This is a genomic window from Gordonia rhizosphera NBRC 16068 (assembly GCF_000298195.1).
GTDB lineage: Bacteria > Actinomycetota > Actinomycetes > Mycobacteriales > Mycobacteriaceae > Gordonia > Gordonia rhizosphera.
This window is the reverse complement of record NZ_BAHC01000013.1, coordinates 1-25,169: the sequence shown is the minus strand read 5'-3', so window position 1 is coordinate 25,169 and position 25,169 is coordinate 1. Positions and strand designations below refer to the sequence as shown.

General features: G+C 69.2%; 21 protein-coding genes. 10 read left to right on the top strand and 11 right to left on the bottom strand.

What is annotated here, in order from left to right:
- Positions 1 to 650, bottom strand: a 650-nt coding sequence (locus tag GORHZ_RS01210; protein WP_040529632.1) for a DUF349 domain-containing protein, incomplete at its 3' end; no start/stop codon positions are given.
- A gap of 210 nt (positions 651 to 860) precedes the next feature.
- On the opposite strand from GORHZ_RS01210, the gene GORHZ_RS01205 reads away from it, so the two are divergent.
- The 4 genes from GORHZ_RS01205 (at position 861) to hflX (ending at position 5,054) form a co-directional block, all read left to right on the top strand.
- The gene (locus GORHZ_RS01205; RefSeq protein WP_040529645.1) at positions 861 to 1,586 is read left to right on the top strand and encodes a class III extradiol ring-cleavage dioxygenase family protein; all 726 of its coding nucleotides are present in this window, start codon (positions 861 to 863) and stop codon (positions 1,584 to 1,586) included.
- Positions 1,583 to 2,545: a tRNA (adenosine(37)-N6)-dimethylallyltransferase MiaA gene (gene miaA, locus GORHZ_RS01200; RefSeq protein WP_006329537.1), complete on the top strand. Its 963-nt coding sequence runs from the start codon at positions 1,583 to 1,585 to the stop codon at positions 2,543 to 2,545. Before GORHZ_RS01205 ends, miaA begins: the two co-directional genes overlap by 4 nt.
- A 32-nt stretch (positions 2,546 to 2,577) precedes the next feature.
- Positions 2,578 to 3,492, top strand: coding sequence for a diaminopimelate epimerase (dapF, locus tag GORHZ_RS01195; protein WP_006329536.1), 915 nt, complete (start codon positions 2,578 to 2,580; stop codon positions 3,490 to 3,492).
- A gap of 68 nt (positions 3,493 to 3,560) precedes the next feature.
- The gene (hflX, locus tag GORHZ_RS01190) at positions 3,561 to 5,054 is read left to right on the top strand and encodes a GTPase HflX (RefSeq protein WP_006329535.1); all 1,494 of its coding nucleotides are present in this window, start codon (positions 3,561 to 3,563) and stop codon (positions 5,052 to 5,054) included.
- A gap of 148 nt (positions 5,055 to 5,202) precedes the next feature.
- Here the strand turns inward: hflX and GORHZ_RS01185 are convergent, their stop codons facing one another.
- The 4 genes from GORHZ_RS01185 to GORHZ_RS01170 all read right to left on the bottom strand — a co-directional run bounded on the left by GORHZ_RS01185 (position 5,203) and on the right by GORHZ_RS01170 (position 9,546).
- Complete coding sequence (locus GORHZ_RS01185; protein ID WP_006329534.1) at positions 5,203 to 5,463, bottom strand: HPr family phosphocarrier protein; 261 nt, start codon at positions 5,461 to 5,463, stop codon at positions 5,203 to 5,205.
- Positions 5,464 to 5,574: 111 nt separating this feature from the next.
- Positions 5,575 to 7,674, bottom strand: coding sequence for a PTS fructose transporter subunit IIABC (locus GORHZ_RS01180; protein ID WP_006329533.1), 2,100 nt, complete (start codon positions 7,672 to 7,674; stop codon positions 5,575 to 5,577).
- A 94-nt stretch (positions 7,675 to 7,768) separates the two neighbouring features.
- Positions 7,769 to 8,734, bottom strand: coding sequence for a 1-phosphofructokinase family hexose kinase (locus tag GORHZ_RS01175; protein WP_040529639.1), 966 nt, complete (start codon positions 8,732 to 8,734; stop codon positions 7,769 to 7,771).
- 41 nt (positions 8,735 to 8,775) lie between these two features.
- Positions 8,776 to 9,546 carry a DeoR/GlpR family DNA-binding transcription regulator gene (locus GORHZ_RS01170; protein WP_006329531.1) on the bottom strand — a complete coding sequence of 257 codons (771 nt, stop codon included), beginning with the start codon at positions 9,544 to 9,546 and terminating at the stop codon, positions 8,776 to 8,778.
- A 162-nt stretch (positions 9,547 to 9,708) separates the two neighbouring features.
- Here GORHZ_RS01170 and ptsP point away from each other — a divergent pair, with 162 nt between their 5' ends.
- The gene (gene ptsP, locus GORHZ_RS01165; protein WP_006329530.1) at positions 9,709 to 11,379 is read left to right on the top strand and encodes a phosphoenolpyruvate--protein phosphotransferase; all 1,671 of its coding nucleotides are present in this window, start codon (positions 9,709 to 9,711) and stop codon (positions 11,377 to 11,379) included.
- 21 nt (positions 11,380 to 11,400) lie between these two features.
- Here the strand turns inward: ptsP and lexA are convergent, their stop codons facing one another.
- The gene (gene lexA, locus GORHZ_RS01160; protein ID WP_006329529.1) at positions 11,401 to 12,174 is read right to left on the bottom strand and encodes a transcriptional repressor LexA; all 774 of its coding nucleotides are present in this window, start codon (positions 12,172 to 12,174) and stop codon (positions 11,401 to 11,403) included.
- A 229-nt stretch (positions 12,175 to 12,403) separates the two neighbouring features.
- Between lexA and GORHZ_RS29835 the strand changes: the two genes are divergently transcribed.
- Together GORHZ_RS29835 and nrdR are read left to right on the top strand one after the other, a co-directional pair.
- Positions 12,404 to 12,901, top strand: a complete 498-nt coding sequence (locus tag GORHZ_RS29835) for a LysM peptidoglycan-binding domain-containing protein (protein ID WP_006329528.1) — start codon at positions 12,404 to 12,406, stop codon at positions 12,899 to 12,901.
- 103 nt (positions 12,902 to 13,004) lie between these two features.
- Positions 13,005 to 13,523, top strand: a complete 519-nt coding sequence (nrdR, locus tag GORHZ_RS01150) for a transcriptional regulator NrdR (protein WP_083877155.1) — start codon at positions 13,005 to 13,007, stop codon at positions 13,521 to 13,523.
- Between the two features lie 119 nt (positions 13,524 to 13,642).
- Here nrdR and hrpA read toward each other — a convergent pair whose 3' ends face one another.
- Complete coding sequence (gene hrpA / locus GORHZ_RS01145; RefSeq protein WP_040529636.1) at positions 13,643 to 17,545, bottom strand: ATP-dependent RNA helicase HrpA; 3,903 nt, start codon at positions 17,543 to 17,545, stop codon at positions 13,643 to 13,645.
- A gap of 112 nt (positions 17,546 to 17,657) precedes the next feature.
- Here hrpA and GORHZ_RS01140 point away from each other — a divergent pair, with 112 nt between their 5' ends.
- Positions 17,658 to 18,887, top strand: a complete 1,230-nt coding sequence (locus GORHZ_RS01140) for an aminotransferase family protein (RefSeq protein WP_006329523.1) — start codon at positions 17,658 to 17,660, stop codon at positions 18,885 to 18,887.
- Between the two features lie 121 nt (positions 18,888 to 19,008).
- Here the strand turns inward: GORHZ_RS01140 and ahpD are convergent, their stop codons facing one another.
- Complete coding sequence (gene ahpD / locus GORHZ_RS01135) at positions 19,009 to 19,542, bottom strand: alkylhydroperoxidase, AhpD family (RefSeq protein WP_006329522.1); 534 nt, start codon at positions 19,540 to 19,542, stop codon at positions 19,009 to 19,011.
- 11 nt (positions 19,543 to 19,553) lie between these two features.
- The gene (locus GORHZ_RS01130) at positions 19,554 to 20,141 is read right to left on the bottom strand and encodes a peroxiredoxin (protein ID WP_006329521.1); all 588 of its coding nucleotides are present in this window, start codon (positions 20,139 to 20,141) and stop codon (positions 19,554 to 19,556) included.
- 132 nt (positions 20,142 to 20,273) lie between these two features.
- Between GORHZ_RS01130 and GORHZ_RS01125 the strand changes: the two genes are divergently transcribed.
- Entirely contained in the window at positions 20,274 to 21,206 is a 933-nt protein-coding gene (locus tag GORHZ_RS01125) for a hydrogen peroxide-inducible genes activator (RefSeq protein ID WP_006329519.1), read from the top strand.
- A 1-nt stretch (position 21,207) separates the two neighbouring features.
- Here the strand turns inward: GORHZ_RS01125 and GORHZ_RS01120 are convergent, their stop codons facing one another.
- Together GORHZ_RS01120 and GORHZ_RS01115 are read right to left on the bottom strand one after the other, a co-directional pair.
- Entirely contained in the window at positions 21,208 to 23,304 is a 2,097-nt protein-coding gene (locus GORHZ_RS01120; protein ID WP_006329512.1) for a DEAD/DEAH box helicase, read from the bottom strand.
- Positions 23,305 to 23,309: 5 nt separating this feature from the next.
- Complete coding sequence (locus GORHZ_RS01115) at positions 23,310 to 24,281, bottom strand: PAC2 family protein (RefSeq protein ID WP_006329511.1); 972 nt, start codon at positions 24,279 to 24,281, stop codon at positions 23,310 to 23,312.
- Between the two features lie 227 nt (positions 24,282 to 24,508).
- Between GORHZ_RS01115 and GORHZ_RS01110 the strand changes: the two genes are divergently transcribed.
- Positions 24,509 to 25,165, top strand: coding sequence for a hypothetical protein (locus GORHZ_RS01110; RefSeq protein WP_006329510.1), 657 nt, complete (start codon positions 24,509 to 24,511; stop codon positions 25,163 to 25,165).
- Positions 25,166 to 25,169: the final 4 nt, after the last annotated feature.

The following is a 25,169-nucleotide window of genomic DNA, read 5'->3' as shown; positions in this document are numbered from 1 at the left end:
ACCTTCCACTGCGTGGAATCGGCGCCGATCTGCTCGGCCTCGGACGCGAGTTCCTCCTTGCGTGCGATGGCGGCGGCACGGGTGTGTTCGCGTTCGGCCTTCATCGAGTCGGCGACCTCGTCGGCGCTGCCGACGATGATCGTCAGCCGCTCCTGCAGCTTGGCCACATCCCCGATGACCGCGGCGTCGGGCAGGCCGTCGAGCAGATGCCGGGCCGCTGTCTGCGCCTTGTGCGGATCACCCGAGCGAGCGGCGAGGCGTTCTTCGAGGATCTCCACCTCGGTGGCGAGGTCGTCGAATTTCCGGGCGAAGTGGTTCAACCCTTCGTCAACGGAACCCGCCTGCCAGGAACCGATCTGACGCTCGCCGTCGGCGGTCTTGAGCCAGACCACGCCGTCGTCGTCGATCCGGCCATATTGGTGCGGGTCGCCGTGGGGGACGGGCGCCGGGACCGGTGTGATGTCGGCGGGACGCGCGGGCGGACCGGGTCGAGGCCCGGGGCGGGGGCCCGGACGGGGCACCGGACCGGGTTTGGGTGCCGACGGTGTCGGTGGTGCGGCCGCCGCCTCCTCGGTCGAGGTGGACGGCGGTGCCGCCGAGGTGTCGGCGTCGGACCCGGATGCGCTGGTCGGGTCGGTCGGATTCGTCATGTGCAGGTGCCCTCTCCCGCAGGTTGCTGCCGCGCGTCACGGCTGCCGGTCACTCGACCCCGTGCGGCACACGTCGCGACAACCGTACGGGGTCACCCCATTCAAGCAGGTCAGCGTTCGCCGTGGGGGTCCTGCGGCGACATTGCACGCCGAGCTCGGCGAGTGGGGCGCCGTGACCCGCCGGATCGCTGGTCGGCTAGCGTCGTGGGCGTGCTGGCATCCGTGGTCTTCGTGCCGAGTGCACCGTTGCTCGTGCCCGCTCTCGCCGGGCCTCGCGCCCTCGACACCGAGCCGGTCCGGGCCGCGACACTGGTGGCCGGTGCCGACCTCGCGGACGCGGCCACCCGTTGGTTCGCGATCGGCGCCACCGATGGCCCCAGCCCGGGCGAGGTCGGGGAATCCGGGACCTTTGCCCGGTTCGGTGTCGACGTCGCGGTGTCGCTGGCCTCGAGTGAATCGCCGGCGTCGCGGGCAGGTGGGTATCTGCCGCTGTCGATGCTCGTGGCCGGGTGGCTGCGTGCCGAAGTGGGGGCCGACACGGTCACCCCGGTGCTCGTCGCGCCGGATGCCGACCCCGACGAGTGCGCGCGGGTCGGCGCCGACCTTTCGAGGAAGGTCGACGACGACGCCGATCGGCTCGGCGTGCTCGTCGTCGGCGACGGTGCGATCTCGCTGTCGCCCCGGGCGCCCGGCGGCGGACTGCGGGAGTCCGCGGTCGAACTGCAGCGTGGTATCGACGGTGCCATCGCGACCGGCGACACCCTGGCGCTCGCGGCACTGCGACCCGACGTCTGCGCGGTCGAGGGAGTCGGCGGCCGGGCGGCCTGGCAGGTCGCCGCGGCGATGTGCGCCGACCGTCCGATGACCACCGAACTGCGCTACGCCGACGCACCGTTCGGCGTCGGATACGTCGTCGCGGTGTGGACGCCGCGATGACCCGGCGACCCGGCCCCGGCGGCGGGACGCGCGCACCGGCCACCCCCGCCCCGATCGCTCCCGTCCCGATCGCCATCGTCGGTCCCACGGCGGCCGGGAAATCCGATCTCGCTCTCGACGTTGCGGAGCGACTGCACGGCGAGATCGTCAACCTCGATGCGATGCAGCAGTACCGCGGGATGGACATCGGCACCGCGAAGCTGCCGGTCGGCGAGCGTCGGGGGATCCCGCATCACCAGATCGATGTCCTCGACGTCACCGCGACCGCGACGGTCGCGCGCTATCAGCAGGCAGCCTCCGCCGACGTCGAACGCCTCCTCGCCGAGGGCATCACCCCGGTCCTGGCCGGCGGATCGATGATGTACATCCAGGGTCTGCTGGACAACTGGCAGTTCCCCGCCACCGACCCCGACGTGCGGGCGCGATACGAGGCCATGCTCGACGAGGTCGGGGTGGGGCAGATGCACCGTCACCTCGCCGAGGTCGATCCGCAGGCGGCGGCGTCGATCCTGGATACCGACGGGCGACGGATCGTGCGCGCGCTCGAGGTCGTCGAGCTCACCGGGCAGCCGTTCGCGGCGTCGGCGCCGTCCATCGGCGAGCCGCGGTGGGGTACCCGGCTGATCGCCGTCGACCGCGACACCGCCGCCCTCGACGAACGCATCCGGCTGCGGACGCGTCAGATGTTCGCGGGCGGGCTCGCCGACGAGGTCCGCGCGCTGTGCGAGGTGGGGCTGCGGGAGGGCCGGACCGCGTCGCGGGCCATCGGCTACGCGCAGGTGCTCGCCGCCCTCGACGGCGAGTACGACATGGACACCGCGGAGGAGCTGACGTTCATCGGCACCCGGCGCTACGTGCGGCGACAACGATCCTGGTTCCGCCGCGACCACCGCATCGTGTGGCTCGACGCGGCCGATCCGGATCTGACCGGATCGACGATGCGTGCCATCGGCGAGTGAGATCGCCCCTCCCGCCGCCGTAGGCTGGTGGGGTGACGACACAGTCCTCGGGCGCCGAGCATCTCCGCTTCGTGAAGGGTCATGGCACCCAGAACGATTTCGTCATTCTCACCGACCCGGCGGCCGCCCTCGACCTGACCGAGTCGTTGGTGGCGGCGCTCTGCGACCGGCGTCGCGGGATCGGGGCCGACGGGCTGCTGCGAGTGGTGCGCTCGGCGGCGCTGGTGGAACGTGGTGTGCTCGACCGTCTGCCCGAGGGTGTCGCCCCCGACGACTGGTTCATGGACTACCGCAACGCGGACGGGACGATCGCGGAGATGTGCGGTAACGGCGTGCGCGTATTCGCCCATCATCTGCGTGCCTCCGGGCTGCAGTCCCACGACGAGTTCACCGTCGGGTCGCGGGCCGGCGCGCGGCCGGTGATCGTGCATCACCACGACGCGGTCCACGCCGAGGTCACCGTCGAGATGGGGTCGGCCCGGATGGACGGCGACTCGCTGGTCCGTATCGGCGACGACGTCTACCGCGGTGTGATGGTCGACGTGGGCAATCCGCATCTGGCGTGCGTGGTCGCTGACCTGACGGGGGCCGGACTCGCCGCCGTCGACTTCTCCGGCGGCGTGCTGCTCGATGACGAGGCGTTCCCGCACGGCGCCAACGTGGAACTGGTGACCCCGGCGGGGCCGGCAGACCAACATGGGCGTCTACCTGCGGCGATGCGGGTATTCGAACGCGGAGTCGGGGAGACCCGCAGCTGCGGGACGGGCCTGGTGGCGGCCGGTGCCGCGGTGCTCGCACACCGCGGTGACGCGGTCGGCACGCTGTGCATCACCGTGCCCGGGGGACAGGTGGAGGTCGGCATCCGCGCCGCCGGTGCCACCCTTCGCGGACCGTCGGTGCTCGTCGCCCACGGCGAGCTGCACCCGGACTGGGATCGGCTCGACTGAGACGGCGCAGCGTGCCCCGGGAAAACCGGATGCCACCGGATCGTGCGACGTGACATCATGGATCCTGTATGACCGAATCAGCAGCAACACCATTCCCCCTGTCCGCACCCGACGACGACGATTTCGAGTCGATCGACTCCGGGCCCGACAACGTGCGCGACATCCTCCACGATCTGACCGACCCGACGACCGGTGAACTCCAGCTGTCCGAGCGCGCCTCTCTTCAGCGCGTCGCCGGACTGTCCACCGAACTCGCCGACATCACCGAGGTCGAGTACCGCCAGCTCCGACTCGAGCGGGTGGTGCTCGTCGGGGTATGGACCGAGGGCAGCGCCGCGCAGGCGAGGGCCAACATGGCCGAACTCGCCGCGCTGGCCGAGACCGCCGGTTCACAGGTCCTCGACGCCCTGATCCAGCGGCGTTCGCGCCCGGACTCGGCCACCTACATCGGCTCCGGCAAGGCCGACGAACTGCGCGAGGCCGTCCTCGCCACCGGCGCCGACACGGTCATCTGCGACGGCGAACTCACCCCGGCGCAGCTGACCGCGCTGGAGAAGATCGTCAAGGTCAAGGTGATCGACCGTACGGCCCTGATCCTCGACATCTTCGCCCAGCACGCGACGAGCCGGGAGGGCAAGGCGCAGGTGTCGCTGGCCCAGATGGAGTACATGCTGCCGCGCCTGCGCGGGTGGGGTGAGTCGATGTCGCGGCAAGCCGGTGGTCGCGCCGGTTCCAACGGCGGTGTGGGCCTGCGCGGTCCCGGCGAGACCAAAATCGAAACGGATCGTCGGCGCATCCGTGAGCGGATGGCCAAGCTACGGCGCGAGATCCGTGAGATGAAGAAGTCGCGCACCGTGATGCGGGCGGCCCGCGAACGCACCGGCATCCCGCGGCTGACCGTCGTCGGCTACACCAACGCGGGAAAGTCGAGCCTGGTCAACGCGATGACCGGCGCCGGCGTACTGGTCCAAAACGCCCTGTTCGCCACGCTCGACCCGACCACCCGGCGCGCGACCCTCGATGACGGCCGCGCGGTGGTGTTCACCGACACGGTCGGATTCGTCCGGCACCTGCCGACTCAACTCGTCGAGGCGTTCCGCTCGACGCTCGAAGAGGTCGTCGACGCCGATCTGCTCCTGCACGTCGTCGACGGGTCGGATCCGTTTCCCGCCGAGCAGATCTCGGCGGTGCGGCAGGTGATCGGGGAGGTCGTCGCCGAGGAGGGCGCTCAGCCGCCGCCGGAACTCCTGGTGATCAACAAGATCGACGCCATCGACGCCACACGGATGACCGAGTTGCGTGGTGCCTTCGGTGACGCCGCCTACGTCTCGGCCCGCACGGGTGAAGGGCTGCCGGAACTGTTCGAGCGCATCCGCGAGTTCATCGGGCGTTCCGACATCGAGATGACCATCGACGTCCCCTACACCCGAGGCGATCTCGTGTCCCGCCTGCACGAGGAGGGCGAGGTGCTCTCCGCCGAGCACACCGCAGACGGCACCACCATGCGCGTGCGGGTCCCCGCCGCCTTCGCCGGCGCGCTCGCCGACCTCGAGGTCGGCTGAGCCCGGTCGCTCACCCGACTTGGTCGCTCACCCGGCCCGGTTCCGCGACCCCGTCGAGCGTGCGCAGAATTTCGTCGAGCGCCCGCAACCGGGGAAGGCTGCGCACGCTCGACGTTCTGGTGTGCACGGTCGACGTGACGGCGGAGGGCTACTCGGCGTCGAGGTCCTGGGCGACCAGGGTGACGATCGCGTCGAGGGTGCCCTGGTCATCGGCGGTGACCACCACGCTGGCGCCCTTCTCGGCACCGAGGGTCATGATCATCAGCGCCGAACCGGCGTCCACCGGCTCACCGCCCTCGAGGCCGATGGTGACGTCGATGCCGGAATCCGAGACCGCTTCGGCGATGATCGTCGCGGGGCGGGCGTGCAGTCCGACGGCGGACCCGACGACGACGATGGTGCTGGGCATTGGTCACTCCTTGTTGTGGGTGTTGTGTGACGGTGGGGTGCCCAGGTGTGAGCACCCCACCGCGATCAAAGGTGTCGATCTGTCTGAGAGCAGTGTTACCCGAATTGCGCCTCAGGCGGGGACGGTTTCGAGTTCCGCCACATTCATTGCGGACTGACGGTTGGTGTGCCACTGCTTGGCGATGATGACCAGCACGGCACTGAGCACGGTACCCGCGACCAGTGCGACCAGGAACAGCACCCAGTGGTTCATCGTGAAGAACACGAAGATACCGCCGTGCGGGGCGCGCTGGGTGACGCCGAACGCCATGATCAGGGCCCCGGCGAGGGCGCCACCGGCCATCATCGACGGGATGACGCGGATCGGGTCCTTGGCCGCGAACGGGATCGCGCCCTCGGAGATGAACGACGCCCCGAGTAGCCAGGCGGCCATGCCGTTCTCCCGCTCGACCTCGCTGAACAGGCCCGGGCGCAGGACGGTCGCGAGTGCCATGGCCAACGGCGGGACCATGCCGGCGCACATGACCGCGGCCATGATCTCCAGCTGGGCGGTGCCGCCGATCGCCAGGCCCGTGGTGGCGAACAGGTATGCGGCCTTGTTGACCGGGCCGCCGAGGTCGAAGCACATCATCAGACCCAGCACGATGCCCAGGATGACCGCGGAACCGCCGGACATGTTGTTCAGACCCTCGGTCATCTTCTCGGTGAGCCAGGCGAGCGGCTTACCCAGCAGCATGTACAGCAGCCCACCGATGATCAGGCTGCCCAGCAGCGGGATGATCACGACCGGCATCAGACCACGTGCCCACTGGGGCAACGGGAGTCGGGAGATCCACAGGCACACGACGCCGGCGATGAGGCCGCCGACCAGACCGCCGATGAAGCTCGCGCCCACCGCCACCGACACGAGGCCGGCGACGAAACCGGGTGCGATACCCGGGCGGTCGGCGATCGCGAAGGAAATGTAACCGGCCAGCGCGGGCACCAACATACTCATCGCCAGTCCGCCGACCGCGAACAGCACCGCACCGATGTATTGCCCGAGCCCACCGGCCGGTAGATCCCAGAGACTGTTGTGCAGTGCGATATAGGCGCCGTCGGACATGGCGCCCGCCGGGTCGATCGTCGCGTTGGCGATCTCGTACCCACCGAGGAACGGCAGGAACGCGAGGGCGATGAGCAGGCCGCCGGCGGCCACGAACGGGATCATGTAGCTGACGCCCGTCATGAGCGCCTGTTGGGTCTGCTTGCCGATCCCGACGCCGCCGGCCTCCGGGCCGCCTTCGGGTGCCTCGTCGCCGCCGCCCGCGGTCACCACTGCCGCATTCGGATTCGACGCCGCGTCAACGGCTTCGGCGATCATCTTGTCCGGCTCGTTGATGGCCCGTTTCACCCCCGACGCGATCACCGGCTTCCCGTGGAACCGCTCCTTGCCCTTGACACCGACATCAGTGGCGAAGATGACCGCGTCCGCGTTGGCGATCACATCCGGCGTGAACGAGGTGGTCGCCGACGATCCCTGTGTCTCCACATGGAACTCGACATCGGCGCGCTCGGCCGCGTACTTCAGGGCATCTGCCGCCATGTAGGTGTGCGCGATGCCGGTGGGGCACGCGGTGATCGCCACAACCGAGCGCCGCTTCGAGGCGGGCTCGGAAGGTGTCTCCGGTGTCGCGGCGGCGGTGGCGGCGGCAGCGCCACCGGCGGCGCCTGCGGCAGCGGCAGCGGCAGCGGCGGGCGCTGCCGGCTGTGCCGGTGCGGGATTGATCGCCTCGTCGACGAGCTCGACGATGCGGTCGTCGCTGTCGGCCTCACGCAGCGAAGTGACGAAGTCGGGCCGGACCAGAGCACGTGCCAGCGAGCTCAGCAGCTTCATGTGCTCGCTGGCACCTCCGCTCGGCGCGGCGATCAGGAAGACGATGTCCGCGGGCCCGTCGGGCGCGCCGAAGTCCACCTTGTTCGACAGGCGTGCCATGGCCAGGCTCGCCTCGGTGACCGATTCGGCGCGGGCGTGCGGGATGGCGATGCCTCCCGGTAGACCCGTGGCGGACTTGGCCTCGCGGTCGAGTGCACCGCGGGTCAGTTCGGCCGCGTCGGTGGTGCGACCGGCCGAGGCGAGCCTGTCGGCGAGATAGGTGATCACGGCGGCGGGATCGCTACCCGCGTCGACGTCGAGACTCACCGTCTGCGGCGTGATGATCTGCTGGGACATCGGTGTTCCTTCGTTGTTCGGAGGGATCAGGACCGTGGAACCGGATTGTCGGCCGGTGCCGTTGTTGGGGGACTGTCGATTCGGCGGTTTCGAGTCATCCGACCTGGGCGGCTCCCGAGAGGTCGGTGACGACGACCCGCTCGAGGTCGAGTTGGGCGGGTGCCGGCGGCTGGGTACCGGCGAGCGCGGTCGCGGCCGACCCGTAGGCGACCGCATTGCGTAGGCGATCCGGTTCGGCATCGCCGCGACTCTCGGCGATCAGGTAACCGGCCAGGGATGCATCCCCGGCGCCGACGGTGCTGCGCGGCACGATCGGCGGGGGAGTCGCGAACCACGTGCCGGTGTTGGTGATCAGCATGGCGCCGGCGGCGCCGAGGGTGGCGAGGATTGCGGCGCCCGTCCGGTCGACGAGCACGCGGGCGGCCGACACCAGCGGCCCGTAATCGCCGCGGGAGGTGGCGGCGACGAGCTGGGCCGGGTCGGCCCCGGTGGCCTCGGCGAGCTCCTCGTCATTGGGTTTGAGGAGGTCCACGCGCCCGGTGACCGTCGCGGCCAGCGGCGCGCCGGAGGTGTCGACCGCCACGCGGCAGCCGGCGCCCGACAGCGCGTCGATGACCGAGCGGTACCAGTCCGCCGGCAGGCCGGGCGGCAGGGATCCGCACAGTGCGACCCATCGCGTGCCGGCCGCGTTCTGCACGACGAGGTCGGCGAGGCGGCGGGCCTGGTCGGCGTCGAGCGGGATGCCGAGCGCGTTGATCTTGGTCGTCGTGCCGTCGGGATCGGCGATGGTGACGTTGTTGCGGACCTCCCCGTCGACCGGGAGCGTGAGGTGGGGCAGTCCGACCGCGTCGAGGGCGGCGAGGAGGGGATCGCCGGCCCGCGCGGGCAGGATCGCGCGGGTCGTGACGCCGGCCTCGGCGACGACCCGCGCCACGTTGATGCCCTTGCCTCCCGGCTCGGCCCGGACCCCGACGGCCCGCTGGACCTCGCCGTGCGCCAACGGCGCCGACAGCTCGAGCGTGCGATCGACGCTGGGGTTGGCCGTCACGGTCAGGATCATCGGTGGGGCGGACTGGGACTGCGTCATGGGCCTTCTCTCGTTCATGCGATCACCACTTCGATGCCGCGGGCGGACAGGGCGGCGGAACTGTCGGCGTCGATCCCCGAATCGGTGATCAGGACATCGACATCGGCAAGATCCGCGAAGGAGGACAGGTCTTCGCGGTCCATCTTCGACGAATCGCACAGCACCACAACACGATTCGCTACACGGACCATCGCCGCCTTGATCGCGGCCTCGTCGGGGTCCGGCGTGGACAGGCCGTGGGATTCGCTGATCCCGTTGGCCCCGACGAACGCCGTCGAGACGCGCAGGCGTTCGAGGGCGGCGACGGTCTCCGAGCCGACCGTGGCCTGGGTGAGACCGCGCACCCGGCCCCCGAGGACATGCAGGTCCGCCGCGCCCTGCGTGGCCAGCGCCGCGGCAATCGGGATGCTGTGGGTGATGAGGGTCAGTCGCCGGTCCCGGGGCAGTGCGAGCGCGGCCTGGTAGGTCGTCGTTCCCGCGTCGAAGAAGACCGATCCACCATCGGGCGGCAGAAATCTCGTGGCCGCCCGGCCGATGGCGATCTTCTCCTCGGTGTGGGTCATCTGGCGTTCGTCGATGCCCTGTTCGCCGAGTGTGGACGTGTTTCCGGGGCGCACCGCACCGCCGTGGACCCGTTGCAGGTGGCCGGCGCGTTCGAGGGCCGCGAGGTCACGGCGGACGGTCTCGCTGGTGACGTCGAACAACGCCGCCAACGCCGTCACGGAGGCGCGGCCGTTTGCGCGAACCTGATCCGCGATGGCCTGCTGGCGTTCCTCGGCGTACACGATGTCCTCGTCTGTTGGAATGTGTGGCTCAAATGTGGGTATACCTTTGTTTACGCCTGTTTGTGTTGACAAGTCAAGGTTTTCTTGTAACTTGAATCACAGATCGGGCGGATGTGGAGTTGGTCCACATCCGCAACATGACGTCGCACAGATTGGACCGTGGTGGAGCAGACGCAAGTACTCAACGGAACACCCGTCGTCGGCGGAAAGGCATACGGGCCCGCGGTCTGGCCGGGGGAACGTCCTGTCTACGACGCATCGACCGCCGAGACGATCGCCGAGGACGAGCGCGAGGTCGAGACCAAGCGGTTCGCCGACGCCGCGTCGGCGGTCGCCGGCCGACTTCGCGATCGTGCCTCCCACGCCTCGGGCGCGGCGGCCGAGGTGCTCTCGGCGACCGCGGGTCTCGCCGAGGACCGCGGCTGGGTGGGCGCCGCATCGAAGCTGATCAAGAAGGGGACCCCGGCGCCGGCGGCGGCGGTGTCGGCCACCGAGCAGTTCGCCGCGATGTTCACAAAACTCGGCGGCCTGATGGCCGAGCGCGTCACCGACCTCAACGACGTCCGCGACCGGGTCGTCGCGGAGTTGACCGGTGTGCCCGAACCCGGTGTGCCCGAACCCGAGGAGCCCTCGGTGCTGCTCGCCGACGATCTGGCGCCCGCCGACACCGCCGGGCTGGACCCGGCGAAGATCACCGCACTGGTCACCCGCCTGGGTGGCCCCACCAGCCACACCGCGATCATCGCGCGCCAGTTGGGTATCCCGTGTGTGGTCGCGGTCAACGGGCTCGGCTCGGTTCCTGCCGGTACCGCCGTGCTCGTCGACGGTACCGCGGGCACCCTCGAGATCGAGCCGGACGAGGAGTCGGCGCGGGCAGGGGTGGCCGAAAGCCGCCGGATGGCCGAGGCCGCCGCCGCCTGGTCGGGGCCCGGCCGGACTGCGGATGGGCAGCAGGTGGCGGTCCTCGCCAATGTCGCGGACGGGGCTTCGGCGCGGACCGCGACGAAGTACCCGGTCGAGGGCGTGGGTCTGTTCCGCACCGAGCTGGCGTTCCTCGACCGTGCGGACGCGCCGTCGATCGACGAACAGATCGCTCTCTACCGCGAGGTGATCGACGCGTTCCCGGGGCAGAAGGTCGTCATCCGGACCCTCGACGCCGGATCCGACAAACCGCTGAAGTTCGTCACCCAGCTCAACGAGGCGAATCCCGCTCTGGGCGTGCGCGGCAACCGGATCGCGACCGAACATCCGGAGATCCGCGCCTCACAGCTCGACGCGATCGCGGCGGCCGCGGAGGCGAGCGGCGCGGCGCCGTGGGTGATGGCGCCGATGATCGCTTCGGCAGAGGAGGCGGCCGAGTTCGCCGGCGAGGTCAGACGACGCGGGCTGTTCGCCGGCGTCATGATCGAGGTCCCGGCGGCCGCGATCCTGGCCCCGGCGATCCTGGCGGAGGTCGACTTCGTGTCCATCGGCACCAATGACCTGACGCAGTACACGATGGCCGCCGACCGCATGTCCGCGGAGCTCGCCGCGCTCACCGATCCCTGGCAGCCCGCAGCGCTGACGCTGATCGCGACCGTCGCGCGCGCCGGGCAGACCCTGGACAAGCCGGTCGGTGTCTGCGGTGAGGCCGCGGCGGACCCGTTGTTGGCGTGCGTGCTCGTCGGGTTGGGCGTCACGTCGCTGTCGACGGCGCCCGCGGCGGCGGCTGCGGTGGGCGCGCGCCTGTCGCAGGTCACCGTGCAACAGTGTCGGGCCGCCGCCGATGCCGCGCTGGCGACGTCCTCGCCGGCGGCCGCGCGAGCCGCGGTCAGCAAGGTGCTGGCCGACTGACGGTCGACGGTGATGCGCCGGTCAGACCCGGCGCATCACCGTCACGACTTTTCCGAGGATCGCCGCGTCGTCGCCGGGGATGGGTTCGAACAGGTCGTTGTGCGGCATCAGCCAGACATGACCGTTCTTGCGCTTGAATGTCTTCACGGTCGCCTCACCGTCGATCATCGCCGCGACGATGTCGCCGTTGTCGGCGACGTTCTGCTGCCGCACGACGACCCAGTCGCCGTCGCAGATGGCGGCGTCGATCATCGACTCACCGACGACGCGCAACAGGAACAGTGATCCCTCACCCACGAGTTCGCGGGGGAGGGGGAACACGTCCTCGACGGCTTCCTCGGCCAGGATCGGCCCGCCCGCGGCGATGCGGCCGAGCACGGGCACGAAGGTCGGCGTGGGCAGTGCGGCGCCGTCGGCGACGGGTGCCGCCGAGCCACCGCCCGGGGGCGTGTGGTCACCATCGGAGATGTTGACCGCTCGCGGTCGGTTGTGGTCGCGCTTGAGCAGGCCCTTGCGTTCCAGCGTGCGAAGCTGGTGTGCCACCGAGGATGTCGAGGTCAGGCCGACGGCGTCACCGATCTCGCGGATGCTCGGCGGGTAGCCCCGCTCGCGGACCGACCGGCGGATGAACTCGAGGACTCCTCGCTGACGCGCGGTCAGCGACGCCTCGGCGGCCTCCGGATCGGTTACGGCGACTTCGGGTTTCGTGTCGGGAGCTGTCGCGTTGGTGGAGGTGTCGGCCGCCTTGCCGGCACCGCGTGGCGCGGTCCGCCGGCCGCCGCCCTTGTCGCTCATCGCGTGAGTCCTCTCTGTTCCGGATTCGGTGATCAGGTCAGGTGTTCGGGGTTGGCTGACCGGCCGTGTCGCCCATCGCTGGTCAGTGCGTCTCTTGTCTATGCCAGACAGTAACCCAGCGCCCGGACATGTTCAAACATGTGTTCGACGCGTGTCGAGACATTGTCGGTGCACCGTGCTACAAATCGAACAGACGTTCCATCGAACATGTGATCGACAGGAGAACACGATGAGCACGGCAACCCTGACCCGCCGCTCCGTCCCGACCGCGGACTCCCCGCGTTCGGTCACCCGCGCGGTCCCCGCGCGATCCGTCCCCGCCGGCCGGCGTCCCGCCGCCGGACACCGGCCCGTCCGGCGCCCCGGGGGAGAGCACGCTCTTTCCGCACAGATCCGTGGCACCCGTTGCGCAGCACCGGTTGTGGATCCCCGCGTGTACGCCCGTCGGCGCGCGGCGGCGCTCGCGGTCCTGGTCGGCGTCGCGCTTGCGGTCCTGGTCTGGGTGGTCGCCATCGTGGGCTCGAACTACGCGGCGTCGGTGGCGCCGACACCGGTCGGGACCGAGGTGGTCCATGTGCGTGCCGGCGACTCGTTGAGTTCCATCGCCGACCGGGTGGCGCCCGATGTGCCGCGTCAGTCCGTGATCGAGGAGATCGTCGCCCGCAACGACCTGTCGGCCTCGGGTCTGCAGGTCGGGCAGGCGTTGATCGCGCCTGCCTACCACTGATCCGCGGACGGTATCCTCGATGTCACAGGGCCCCGCCGGGAACCGGCGCGGTGCGGCCGAAACCCGCTGTGCCGGAGTGTCCCGATACGTGCGTGAGGACGACATGCGCTGCCCGTTTTGCAAGAACGAAGACACCAGGGTCATCGACTCGCGTGTCACCGACGAAGGGCAGGCGATCCGTCGGCGCCGTTCCTGTGCGCACTGTGGGCGCCGATTCTCCACGGTGGAGAGCGCGGTGCTGTCGGTGGTCAAGCGCAACGGGGTCACCGAGCCGTTCAGCCGCGAGAAGGTGATGCGCGGCGTCCGGCGTGCCTGTCAGGGCCGCGATGTCGCCGAGGACGCCTTGGCACAGCTGGCTCAGCAGGTCGAGGACGCGGTGCGCGCCTCCGGGTCGGCGGAGATCCCCAGCAACGAGGTCGGTCTCGCGATCCTCGGGCCGTTGCGCGACCTCGACCCGGTGGCATATCTGCGGTTCGCGTCGGTCTACCGGTCGTTCGATTCCATCGAGGACTTCCAACGCGAGATCGATGATCTGCAGGGCAACCTGACCCACGAGGCCACCGACGGTGTCGAGCAGACCGCCGTCGACGACTCGGTCCGGAGCTCGGAGGTGCGTTCCTGAAATGCGCCACGGGTGGGCGCGCGGTCGATGATAGGCCGAGGGTGCCTTGTCGGAGGGTGCTTGTGTGGTGCGCTTCTGGGGCGATTTCGGGCTCGGGTGGCCGGGTCCGGCCGTGGACGTCAGGAATAGGTGTCCAGGGCGCGTAGCGCACGTTTCTCCGAGATCGGGTAGGCCGTCTTGAGACGCTGGGCGAACTGGCCGACGCGGAGTTCCTCGACCAACCAGTGTGCGTATTCGCTGAATCCGTCCCGACGCGCCTCGGGGAGCTGCGTCAGGCGTTGGTTCCAGTGCGCGATCACCCGGTCCACTGCGGCGAGCCCGGCCCGGTCACGGCCGTCGGCGGCGGGCAGATCGGCCAGGCGCAGGGTCGCCGCCTCGAGATAGCGTGGCAGATGGGCCAGGTGGGCCCGCGGGGTGGCGGCGACGAACCCGTCGAAGACCAGGTTGTCGAGCTGCTCGGCGACGTCGTCGGCCGCGACGTGCCCGCTCAACCGGTCGATCTGGGCGCGCAGCGGGGCGACGTTGCGGAGCGTGTCGACGGCGAGTGCGAAACATTCCTGTGCGGCGTCGGACACCCGCGGTCGGATCTCGTCGCGGAGGCGCTCGAACTGGCGCGGCGTGCGCACCGTCGAGGGATCGCGGTCGGCGACCGCGTCTCGGATCGCCCGGCGGGTGCAGTCGGCCACCAGGTCATCGGGCCGCCGATACGGACTCTGGCTCAGTGCCAGTCGTCCCGCCGGATCAACGGTCGCGGTGATCTTGCGCGACAGTGGGGGAATCGCGGAGTCGAGCAGCGCGATGACGGCCGCGGACAGGCGCCGGTCCCGATCGGCCGCGGTGCTCGCCTCACCACGGGCCACGCCGGTCGTGCGCCCCGCCGTGTCGGTGACGACATCCAGGGTCGGATATCGGGTGATGGACTGCCCGGCAAGCGAAGTCGTGACGGTGTCGGCGAGTTCGCCGATACCGTCGGCGGTCCAGGAGGTGTACACCACGACGGGTGCAGGCGTCTCGTCGGCGTCGGCGAACCGCTTCTTCAGCTCGGCGAGCGACTTGTCGCGCGCGACGATCTTCCCGTTCCGGGCGGTGACGGCGAAGTTCATCGTGAGATGTGTCGGTATCCGGTCGGGGGCGAAATCGCCGGGGGACACCGTCATCGAGGTGATCGCGGACAACTCGCGGGCCAGGCCGGTGACGAGCGGCTCGGCCCGCGGGGTCAGCCGCGACAGGGCGAGATCGGCGAAACGCTGGGCCGGCGCCATCGATTTGCGCAGCGACTTCGGCAGCGACTTGACGAGTTCGGTGGCCAGCTCGGACCGAAAGCCCGGTACCGACCAGTCGAACCCGGCCGGGCGGACATGCTCGAGCAGCGGCTGCGGGATCACCACGGTCACCCCGTCGTCGGGGGCTCCGGGCTCGAAGCGGTAGCGCAGCTCCAGCCGTGTCTCGCCCTGTTGCCAGGCGCCGGGGAAATCGGTCTCGGCCACGCCGTGGTCGGATGCGACGTCCTCGGCGCGTAGATCGAGCAACTGCGGATCGGTGCGACGAGCCTTGCGCCACCAGGTATCGAAATGGCGTGCCGACACCACCTCGGAACCGACCCGATTGTCGTAGAAGTCGAACAGCTGGTCCTCGCTGATGACCACGTCGCGGCGGCGGGCGCGGTGTTCGACGTCGGCTGCCTCCTCCAACAGGGCCCGATTGCGGTGGAAGAACGCGTGTTCGGTGCGCCAGTCGCCCTCGACGAGCGCGTGGCGGATGAACATCTCGCGGGAGGTGGGCGGATCGATGGACCCGAAGGTCACGCTCCGTCGCGCGACCAGGGTGACACCGTAGAGGGTGACCTTCTCATACGCCATCGCCGCGCCACGTTTGGACGACCAGTGCGGCTCGCTGTAGGAGCGTCGGACGAGGTCACCGGCGAGGCGTTCAGCCCACAGCGGATCGATGCCGGCCACGGTGTGCGCGAACACCCGGGAGGTCTCCATGATCTCGGCGGCCATGATGAAAGCCGGTGGCTTCCGCGCCAGCGACGACCCGGGGAAGATGGCCAGCGTTGTGTTGCGGGCACCGGTGTATTCCCGGGAATCGCCCTGGCGTACCGCGATGTTGCCGAGCAGGCCGGACAGGATCGACTTGTGGATCGCATCGGCGTCACGCTCGGTGGGTCCGGTCGACCAGTCCAGATCGCCGACGATCCGTGACAACTGACGGTGCAGTTCCTGCCACTCCCGGATTCGTAGGAAGTGCAGGAACTCCCGCTCGCACATCCGGCGGAATGCGTTGCCGGACAACGCTGTGCGTTGTTCGTCGAGGTAAGACCACAGCTGCAGGTGGCTCAGGAACTCCGAGCCGGGTACCGCGAACCGACGATGGGACGCATCGGCCGCTTCCCGGTGCTCAGCCGGCCGCTCGCGCACATCGGGGATCGAGAGTGCGGCCGCGATGACCAGCACGTGGTCGAGGCAGCCGAGGTCGTGCGCGGCGATGAGCATCCGCGCCAGCCGCGGGTCGACGGGGATGCGTGCCATGTCGCGGCCGACCCGGGTGAGGACGGGCTCGTGATCGTCGCGGCCGGTGGTGCGGATGGCGCCGAGTTCGCCGAGCACCGCCATGCCGTCGCGGATGGCCCGGGTATCGGGTGGCTGCACGAACGGGAATGCCGCCACGTCCCCGAGTCGCAGGGCCGCCATCTGCAGGATCACCGCCGCCAGATTGGTGCGCAGGATCTCGGGGTCGGTGAATGCCGGACGGGAGTCGAAGTCCGCCTCGCTGTAGAGCCGGATGCACACACCGGGCGCGACGCGCCCGCACCGGCCGGCGCGTTGCCGGGCGCTGGCCTGCGAAACGGCTTCGACCGGAAGCCGATTCACCTTGGTCCGGGTGGAGTAGCGGGAGATCCGGGCGGTCCCGGTGTCGATCACGTACCGGATACCCGGGACGGTCAGTGAGGTCTCGGCGACATTGGTCGCGAGTACGATCCGCCGTCCCGCCGACGGGGCGAAGACCCGCTGCTGATCGGCGATGGACAACCGGGCATAGAGCGGGACGATCTCCGCGCCGGCCGAAGCGCGGTGGCGCAGCGCATCGGCGGTCTCGCGGATGTCGCGTTCGGTGGGCAGGAACACCAGGATGTCCCCATGCCCGCCGCCGGCCCATAGCTCGCCGATGGCTGCGTCGATGCCCTGGATCTGGTCGAGGTCGTGGTGGTCGTCCTCGTCGTCGTCGGAGGCCAGGGGCCGATACCGGACCTCCACCGGATACGTGCGGCCGGAGACCTCGAGGATCGGTACCTCGGCATCCGGTCGTGAGAAGTGGCGGGCGAACCGATCCGGCTCGATGGTCGCCGAGGTGATGATGACCTTGAGGTCGGGGCGACGGGGCAGCAGATTCTTGAGATAGCCGAGGATGAAGTCGATGTTGAGGCTGCGTTCGTGCGCCTCGTCGATGATCAGCGTGTCGTAGTGGCGTAGCAGGGGATCGGTACCGATCTCGCGCAACAGGATGCCGTCGGTCATCACCTTGACGAGCGTGTCGGCACCGGAGCGATCGGTGAAGCGGACCGAGAACCCGACGGCGTCACCGATCTTGGTGCCTGTCTCGTCGGCGATGCGCCGCGCGACCGAACTCGCCGCGATACGCCGCGGTTGGGTGTGGCCGATCGCGCCCCGGATCCCGCGGCCGAGTTCGAGGCAGATCTTCGGCAGCTGGGTGGTCTTACCCGAACCGGTTTCGCCGGCGATGACGACGACCTGATGGTCGGCGATGGCCGCGGCGATCTCATCGCGGGCCGCTGACACCGGCAGTTCCGGCGGGAAGGAGATGACCGGGACCGTGGCCCGGCGCCGGTTGATGCGGTCGCTGGCCTTCTGCGCGTCGGCGAACAGGCCGTCCCAGGCGGATTGCTTCGGTGACCCGCCGAGCTTGTCGAGCCGGCGGCGCAGGCGGTGAGCGTCGACGATGCTCACCTCGGTGAGGAGGTTCCTGAGGGCTCGGCGGTCCTCGGCGGTCGGTGCGGGCATGATGAGTCCCAGGATATTGGGTCGCCGCATATTGGGTCGCCGCGGTGACCCGTACCCGGCCGGTGCCGGGCCCGGCGTGGCCTCGCCGCCGGGTCATCTGCATGATTGACCCATGGCAGACTCACTCTGGCACGGTTTCGCCGACATGGGATCGGTCACTGCGAACGGACGGTTCGTGGTGACGCGCGGACTTGGGAGTCGCATCTGGGACTCGACAGGACGCGAGTATCTCGACGCGACGGCCGGGCTCTGGTTCACCAACATCGGCCACGGCCGCACCGAGGTCGCCCAGGCGGTGGCCGACCAACTCGGCAAGCTCGCGCACTACTCGGGGTTCGGTGACCTCACCGCCGACGTCACCGTCGACCTGGCCGAGCGGCTCGCCGCGATCGCCCCGGTCGGCGGCAGCAAGATCTTCTTCACCTCGGGCGGCAGCGACTCGGTCGACACCGCAGCGAAGCTGGCCCGGCGCTACTGGCACGAACTGGGCAAGCCGGACAAGAACATCGTCGTCGGGCGGACCAAGGCCTATCACGGCATGCACGTGGCCGGCACGGCGCTGGCCGGCATCCCGGCCAACCGGGAGGGCTACGGCGAACTGATGCCCGACGCCGAGTCGGTCGAATGGGATAACGCCAAGAGCCTGCTCGGACTCATCGAACGGCTGGGCGCGGACCGGATCGCTGCGTTCTTCTGCGAACCGATCATCGGCGCCGGCGGCATCTACCTGCCGCCGGAAGGCTACCTGGCCGAGGTCCGGCAGATCTGCCGCGACCACGATGTGCTGTTCGTCGCCGACGAGGTCGTCACCGGGTTCGGCCGGATCGGCGGCAGCGAGTGGTTCGCCTCGAGCCGTTTCGATCTGGCACCCGACATGATGACGACCGCCAAGGGACTCACGTCGGGATATGTGCCGATGGGTGCGGTGTTCATCGCCCCGCAGATCGCCGAGCCGTTCTTCGCCGGTGGGGTCTGGTGGCGCCACGGCTACACCTACGGCGGGCACGCCGGCGCGGCCGCGGCGGCCATGGCCAACCTCGACATCATCGAGCGCGAAGGGCTGCTCGACGAGGCGGCTCGGCTGGAAACCGACCTGGCGACCGAACTCTCGCCGTTGGCCGACCTCGACGCCGTCGCCGAGGTGCGTACCGGACTCGGCGCGGTCACCGCGATTCAGCTCGCCGATCCGGCACAGGCGCTCGGCGCGGTCGGGAAACTACGTGAACACGGTGTCAGCGGTCGCGCCGCGGGTCAGGGGGCGCTGCAGATCTCGCCGGCCTTCGTCATGACGACCGACGAGGTACGCGAACTCGCGCAGCGCATGCACGCCGCTCTCGGCTGAGCCGCGACACCGGTCGCGAAACACTGGCGCACTGGGCGCAAGAACACCGGGCGAGAAACACCGAATGCCCGGCCACCCACGCGAGGTGACCGGGCCTCCGGCTGTCTTCGACGCCGGTGGGTCAGACGCCTGCCAGGACCTGCGAGGTGGCCAGAGCCTGCGCCACACCTGTCACGGTCGCGGCGACCTTGACGGCTTCCCAGACCTGTTCCTTGGTGAGGCCGGCCTTGCGCACCACATCGGCGTGGGCGCCAGTGCAGTCGTGGCAGCCGTTGATGGTCGACACGGCCAGACTCCACAGCTCGAAGTCGGCCTTCTCGACGCCGGGGTTGCCGATGATGTTCATCCGCAGCCCCATCCGGACCTGGGCGTAGTCGTCACCGAGGAAGCTCTTGGCCCGGTAGGCGACGTTGTTCATGCCCATGATCGACGCGGCGCCGAGCGCGGCGTTGTAGGCCTCGGCCGACAGGATGTCGGCGGCCTCGCCCGCGATCTCGTTGAGCACCTGCGCGTTACGTGACGCGGCGGCCGCGGCCAGGAAGGTACCCCACAGCTGCTGCTCGTTGAGTTCGGTGGAGCGGGCCAGCGAACCGAGGTTCAGCTTGAGGTCCTTGGCGTACTCCGGAAGCGATTCCTTCAGGTTGTCGATGCTCATTCGAATGCCTCTCAGACGCTCGCGGAGAGCAGTTCGCCGGCGTTGATGGTCGGGTCGCCCTTTTTCCAGTTGCAGGCGCACAGCTCGTCGGACTGAAGTGCGTCGAGGACACGCAGCACCTCGTCGACGTTGCGGCCGACCGAACCGGCGGTCACCGACACGAACTGGATCTCGTTGTTCGGGTCGACGATGAAGGTGGCGCGGTCGGCGACCCCGTCGGCATTCAGAACACCTGCGGCGGTGGCGAGTTCACGCTTGAGATCGCTGAGCATGGGGAACGGGAGGGTCTTGAGGTCCTCGTGCTGGGCACGCCACTGGAAGTGGACGAACTCGTTGTCCACCGAGGCGCCGAGCACCTGGGCATCGCGATCGGCGAACTCGTCGTTCAGCTTGCCGAACGCCGCGATCTCGGTCGGGCACACGAAGGTGAAGTCCTTGGGCCAGAAGAAGATGATGCGCCACTGGCCCGGGTGGTCGTCACTGGTGACGGTGGTGAAGTAGTCGTCGGGCTGCTGGGCGTCGACCTTGGTGAGGTCGCCGCCGATGACCGCGGTCAGGTTGTATGCCGGGAACTGGTCGCCGATTGTCAGCAGAGCCATGCTCGTTTCGCTCCTTGTGGTCGGATCGTGTCGGTACGTCATGTGCGCGAACGGATTCGTCATCAGACATGCACTATCGTGCCGGAATTTCGGTAGAAGTGAAACGTGATGATAGGCACTATATTGATAGGTATGGCCAATAAGATTCATCAGCCGTCGATCACTGCGCTGCGTGCGTTCGTCGCGATCGCGAAACATCGTCATTTCGGTTCCGCCGCCGAGGATTTGGGTGTGAGCCAGCCCACCCTCTCGCAGGCGTTGGCGGGACTGGAGTCGGGTTTGGGGATGCAGTTGGTGGAACGCACCACACGGCGCGTCTTCCTGACCCCCGAGGGGGAGCGGCTACTGCCCGCGGCGATCGCGGCCGTCGACTCCATCGACGAACTGCTCGCACAGGCCATGGGCAACGGGGATCCGCTCGCGGGCACGATCCGGGTGGGTCTGATCCCGACCGTGGCCCCCTACATCCTGCCTCGGGTGCTGCGCGGTGTCGCGCAGCGGCTGCCGTCGTTGCGGTTGCAGGTCGTCGAAGATCAAACCGCGCGACTGATCCGGCAGCTGCGCGACGGGTCACTGGATGTGGCGCTGCTCGCGTTGCCCACCGAGGAGCGTGGTCTGGTCGAGGTGCCCATGTACGCCGAGGACTTCGTGCTCGCCCTCCCGGTCGGTCACCCGCTCGCGGGCCGGCGCCGCGTCGACCCGGCGTCGTTGTCGGACCTGCCGCTGCTGCTGCTCGACGAGGGGCACTGTCTGCGCGATCAGGCGCTCGAGGTGTGCCGGTTGGCCGGGGTGCGGCCCGATGTCGGTCAGACGCGGGCCGCGTCGCTGGCGACGGCGGTGCAGTGCGTGGAGGGTGGTCTCGGCGTCACCCTGATCCCGCAGACCGCGGTCACCGCGGAAACGGAGAAAGGTGCCCTGGCGACGGCCACGTTCGCCCGGCCACGGCCTGGCCGACGCATCGGATTGGTGTTCCGCGAGTCGGCGGGCCGCGCCGACGCCTATGTGACGCTGGCCGGGATCCTGACCGATCTGGTGGAGGAGAGCGGCGCCGTCCGGCGCGAGTGAGCTACTGCACCGGCGACAGATTCAGCTCTTCCCATTCGTCGACCAGGCTGGAATCGACACCGCGGACCATCTCGCCGACCTGCTCGGTGATCGCCACGATCTCAGGGGTGCTCACCTTGTTCGAAAGACCTTGTCGCAGAACGCGATAGCAGTCCGACAGGTAGCGCAGCACCACACCTTCGCTGCGCGCGAGACCGTAGGCCGAGATCAGCTCGGTGAAGGTCATCGACTTCTCCAGCATCTCGCGCAGCACCGACTTGGGCGACGGCGGATACGGCGACACCCAGGGATGGCCGCGGCGGTAGACGCCGTAGGCGTACTCGATCTCCTCGGCCAGCGGCCGCGGCCAGGTGATCTCCTCCAGCCGAGCCATGCGTTCCTCGTACTCGACCCCGTCCGCCTTCATCTCGGCGATCGCCGCGTCGCGGGCGACCTTGCGTTGCGCGAACAGCAGCGGGCGCGGGTCGTCGAGGGTGCATTCCAGGATGGAGATCACATCGAGGGCATAGCCGGGCGAGTCCGGGTCGAGGATCTCGAAGGCCGCGAGCGCGAAGGCCGACAGCGGATTGGTCAGCGCGAAGTTCTCCGGCATGTCCACCGACAGCCGCACGTTCTTGCCGTCGTCGTCGGGCGCGTCGAGCTGGACCACGATGCCCGATTCCCGCAGCCCGCGGTAGAGCTCGATGGTGTGGCGGATGTGGCGCAACTGGCGGTTGCGTGGCTCGTGGCTGGTCTCCAGGAGTTGGCGCAGGGCCGCGAAGCAGTCACCCGGACGTGACAGCACCTCCATGAGGATGGCGGTGGTCATCCGGAAATGCGACCGGAGGGGTTCGTCGGGTGCCTCGACGAGCTGGGTGAACGTCTTCTCACCCCACGAGACGAAGCCCTCGGGCGGCTTCTTGCGCACCACCTTGCGCAACTTCTTGGGGTCGTCGCCGGCCTTGGCCACCGCGCGGGCGTTCTCGACGTCGTGTTCGGGGGCCTGGGCGACGACATATCCCACGGAATCGAAGCCGGCCCGACCCGCGCGCCCGGCGATCTGGTGGAACTCGCGGGCGCGGAGCCGGCGCACGCGCGTCCCGTCGTACTTGCTGAGCCCGCCGAACAGCACGGTGCGGATCGGCACGTTGATGCCGACACCGAGGGTGTCGGTCCCGGCCACGACCTTCAACAACCCCTGTTGGGCGAGGCGTTCGACGAGACGACGGTACCGCGGCAGCATGCCCGCGTGGTGCACACCGATCCCGGCGCGCAGCAGTTTGGACAGCGTGGACCCGAATCCGGTGGAGAATCGGAAGTCACCGATCGCCTCGGCGATCGCGGCTTTCTCCGTCTTGTCGGTGATGCGCGCCGATAGCAGTGCCTGCGCCCGTTCGACCGCGGCGGCCTGTGTGAAATGCACCACGTAGATGGGCGCGCGTCCGGCGCGGATGAGTTCCTCGATGGTCTCGTGCACGGGCGTGATCGCGTAGGAGTACTCGAGCGGGACCGGACGCTGGGTGCCGGTGATCGCCGACGTGTTGCGGCCGGTGCGGCGGCGCAGATCGTCGACGAAGAAGGTGACGTCACCGAGGGTGGCCGACATGAGCAGGAACTGGGTGTGGGGCAGTTCGATGAGGGGTACCTGCCACGCCCAGCCGCGGTCCGGCTCGCCGTAGTAGTGGAACTCGTCGGCGATCAGCACGCCGATGTCGCTGTCGGGACCGTCGCGCAGCGCCAGGTTGGCGACGATCTCGGCGGTCGCGCAGATGATCGGGGCGTCGGTGTTGACCGCGGCGTCACCGGTGAGAAGTCCGACCGACTCGGCGCCGAACATCGCGCACAGGTCGAAGAACTTCTCGCTGACCAGGGCCTTGATCGGGGCGGTGTAGTAGGCCCGCTCGCCGCGGCAGCGGGCGAAGTGGATCGCGCCCGCCGCCACCAGCGATTTCCCCGAACCGGTCGGGGTGGCCAGGATCAGGTTGTTGCCGGCGATGAGTTCGAGCAGCGACTCCTCCTGGTGGGGGTACAGCTCGATGTCGCGATCGTTCCACCACGCGGTGAAGGTCTCGAACGCGGCGTCCTCGTCGGCGACCGGGGTCAGCGGCCGCCCGGTCACCTCGCTCAGATCGCGGATGGGGAACCGCCCGTGCCGGACTGACCGTCGTCGCCGCGCAACTGCTCGGCGAGGAAGCGCTCGAGTTCGGCGCCGAGTTCGTCGCCGGTCGGCAGATCCGCCTCGGCGGCGAGCAGCGACGCCCGTTCCTCCTGCGCCTGGGTGAAACTGTCGTACTGCGTCTCCAGGGCGGCAACGACCGACTCGATCTCTGCGTTGCCGGACACCTCGTTGTCGACCTGGACCCGCACCTTGTCCGCCGCGTTGTCCAGCGCGGCCGTCGGCAGCTGCAGGCCGGTCAGTTCGCCGACCGCGGCGAGCAGCCGGGAGGACGCGGCCGGGTAATCCGTCTGCGAAAGGTAGTGCGGCACATGGACCGACAGGCCGGCGGCGCGGTAATCCCGCTCGCTCATACGCAACTCGAGCAGCATCGACGCGCTGGCCGGAAGCTTCATCGTCGAACCCCAGCGCGGCAGGTCACCGAGCCGATCGGGGTCGTTGCCGTGCGCGGTGATCGACGGTGGCCGTGTGTGCGGCACCGCCATCGGGATCGCGTTGAGCCCGATGACGTCGGTCACGCCGAAACGCTCGGCGAGACGACGGACCGCCTCCACGAACTGTTCCCAGCGCAGGTCCGGCTCCGCGCCGGCGAGCAGCAGGAACGGCCGCCCCTTGTCGTCGCGGATCGCGTGCATCGTCAACGACGGCATCTGAACGTCGGTGAACTTGTTGTCGCTGAAGGTGATGGTGGGCCGACGCGATCGGTAGTCGATCAGTTCGTCGGTGGAAAAGGTGGCCACCAGCTCGGAATCCAGCGCATCGCGCAGGTGTCGGGCCGCCAACGCCACGGCGTGGCCGGCGTCGGCGAATCCGTCGAGGGCGTGGAGCAACACCGGTCCGGCGCCCTCGTCGTTCGACACCCGGGGCGCGGGAAACTCCAGCGAGTACAGTGAGCTGTGCTCGGCGGACTGGTCGTCCATGGTCGTCCCTCCTCGGATCGTGGCCTCGGTGAAGCTATTCGTCGATTGTCTCGCATCGACCGGCGGCAAGGCCAATTTCCGGCGTCTCGATGCGTCGTTCGACAGTGTCAACAATCTCGGCGGGGTGCCGATTCCCGGGTGTCGATGCGCGGCGCCGGCGACGGCGGATGGCACAGTAGGGCCTTGTGATCGGATCAGAACGCCGTCGAACGCCGTATCGGACCCTGGTGGGCCCGATCGCGGCACTTGTGGCGGCATTGGCGGTGCTGGGATGCACCGTGGACGGTGAGGCCGTCGCGGGTTCGCCCGATCTGTCGTCGAAGTCGGTGTCTCCCGACGATTTCCCGGGTGGTTCGGCGACTCAGGTGCCGACCGCCGCGGTGCCGGCCGCGCTCGCCGACCTCACCGGACACCCGCTCCACGGCACGGTCGTCCCGCCGGATTGCCTTCCCGCGGCGGTCTCCGCCGACGGTGCGGTGGTCCTCGTCGGCGCAGACCCGGCGACCTCCACGGCGACATTCACCTCTGCGGTGGTGGATTCCTCGCAGACGCTGCGCGAACTGACCGACCAGGCGCGGCGTTGCCCGCGCTACGTGGTCGGCTCGGCACCGACGGCGTTCTCGACCGTGACCACCGAGGTGCGTGACGCCCCACAGCAGCCGCGGGTGTCCACCGCCGCACTCACCCGACTGATCGCGACCGGTGGACTCGACACGTCAGGGTCGTCGTCGTTGTCGACGAGTACGACGACGCTGCTGGCCCAGCGGAACGACCTGCGCGTGATCGTCGAATACCGCCATCAGGGTGCCGGACCGATGTCGGCCACGGCCACCGAACAGCTCGACGAGTTGTTCGACAAGGCCGTCGAGGCGGCGTTCCCCTAGATGA

What these genes read in the sequence shown, in the direction of transcription:
- miaA (WP_006329537.1), top strand. Translation starts at nt 1,583, where the DNA reads ATGACCCGGCGACCCGGCCCCGGCGGCGGGACGCGCGCACCGGCCACC.
- hflX (WP_006329535.1), top strand. Translation starts at nt 3,561, where the DNA reads ATGACCGAATCAGCAGCAACACCATTCCCCCTGTCCGCACCCGACGAC.
- GORHZ_RS01185 (WP_006329534.1), bottom strand. Translation starts at nt 5,463, where the DNA reads ATGCCCAGCACCATCGTCGTCGTCGGGTCCGCCGTCGGACTGCACGCC.
- GORHZ_RS01180 (WP_006329533.1), bottom strand. Translation starts at nt 7,674, where the DNA reads ATGTCCCAGCAGATCATCACGCCGCAGACGGTGAGTCTCGACGTCGAC.
- GORHZ_RS01175 (WP_040529639.1), bottom strand. Translation starts at nt 8,734, where the DNA reads ATGATCCTGACCGTGACGGCCAACCCCAGCGTCGATCGCACGCTCGAG.
- lexA (WP_006329529.1), bottom strand. Translation starts at nt 12,174, where the DNA reads ATGAGCGACAAGGGCGGCGGCCGGCGGACCGCGCCACGCGGTGCCGGC.
- GORHZ_RS29835 (WP_006329528.1), top strand. Translation starts at nt 12,404, where the DNA reads ATGAGCACGGCAACCCTGACCCGCCGCTCCGTCCCGACCGCGGACTCC.
- nrdR (WP_083877155.1), top strand. Translation starts at nt 13,005, where the DNA reads ATGCGCTGCCCGTTTTGCAAGAACGAAGACACCAGGGTCATCGACTCG.
- hrpA (WP_040529636.1), bottom strand. Translation starts at nt 17,545, where the DNA reads ATGCCCGCACCGACCGCCGAGGACCGCCGAGCCCTCAGGAACCTCCTC.
- GORHZ_RS01140 (WP_006329523.1), top strand. Translation starts at nt 17,658, where the DNA reads ATGGCAGACTCACTCTGGCACGGTTTCGCCGACATGGGATCGGTCACT.
- ahpD (WP_006329522.1), bottom strand. Translation starts at nt 19,542, where the DNA reads ATGAGCATCGACAACCTGAAGGAATCGCTTCCGGAGTACGCCAAGGAC.
- GORHZ_RS01130 (WP_006329521.1), bottom strand. Translation starts at nt 20,141, where the DNA reads ATGGCTCTGCTGACAATCGGCGACCAGTTCCCGGCATACAACCTGACC.
- GORHZ_RS01125 (WP_006329519.1), top strand. Translation starts at nt 20,274, where the DNA reads ATGGCCAATAAGATTCATCAGCCGTCGATCACTGCGCTGCGTGCGTTC.
- GORHZ_RS01115 (WP_006329511.1), bottom strand. Translation starts at nt 24,281, where the DNA reads ATGGACGACCAGTCCGCCGAGCACAGCTCACTGTACTCGCTGGAGTTT.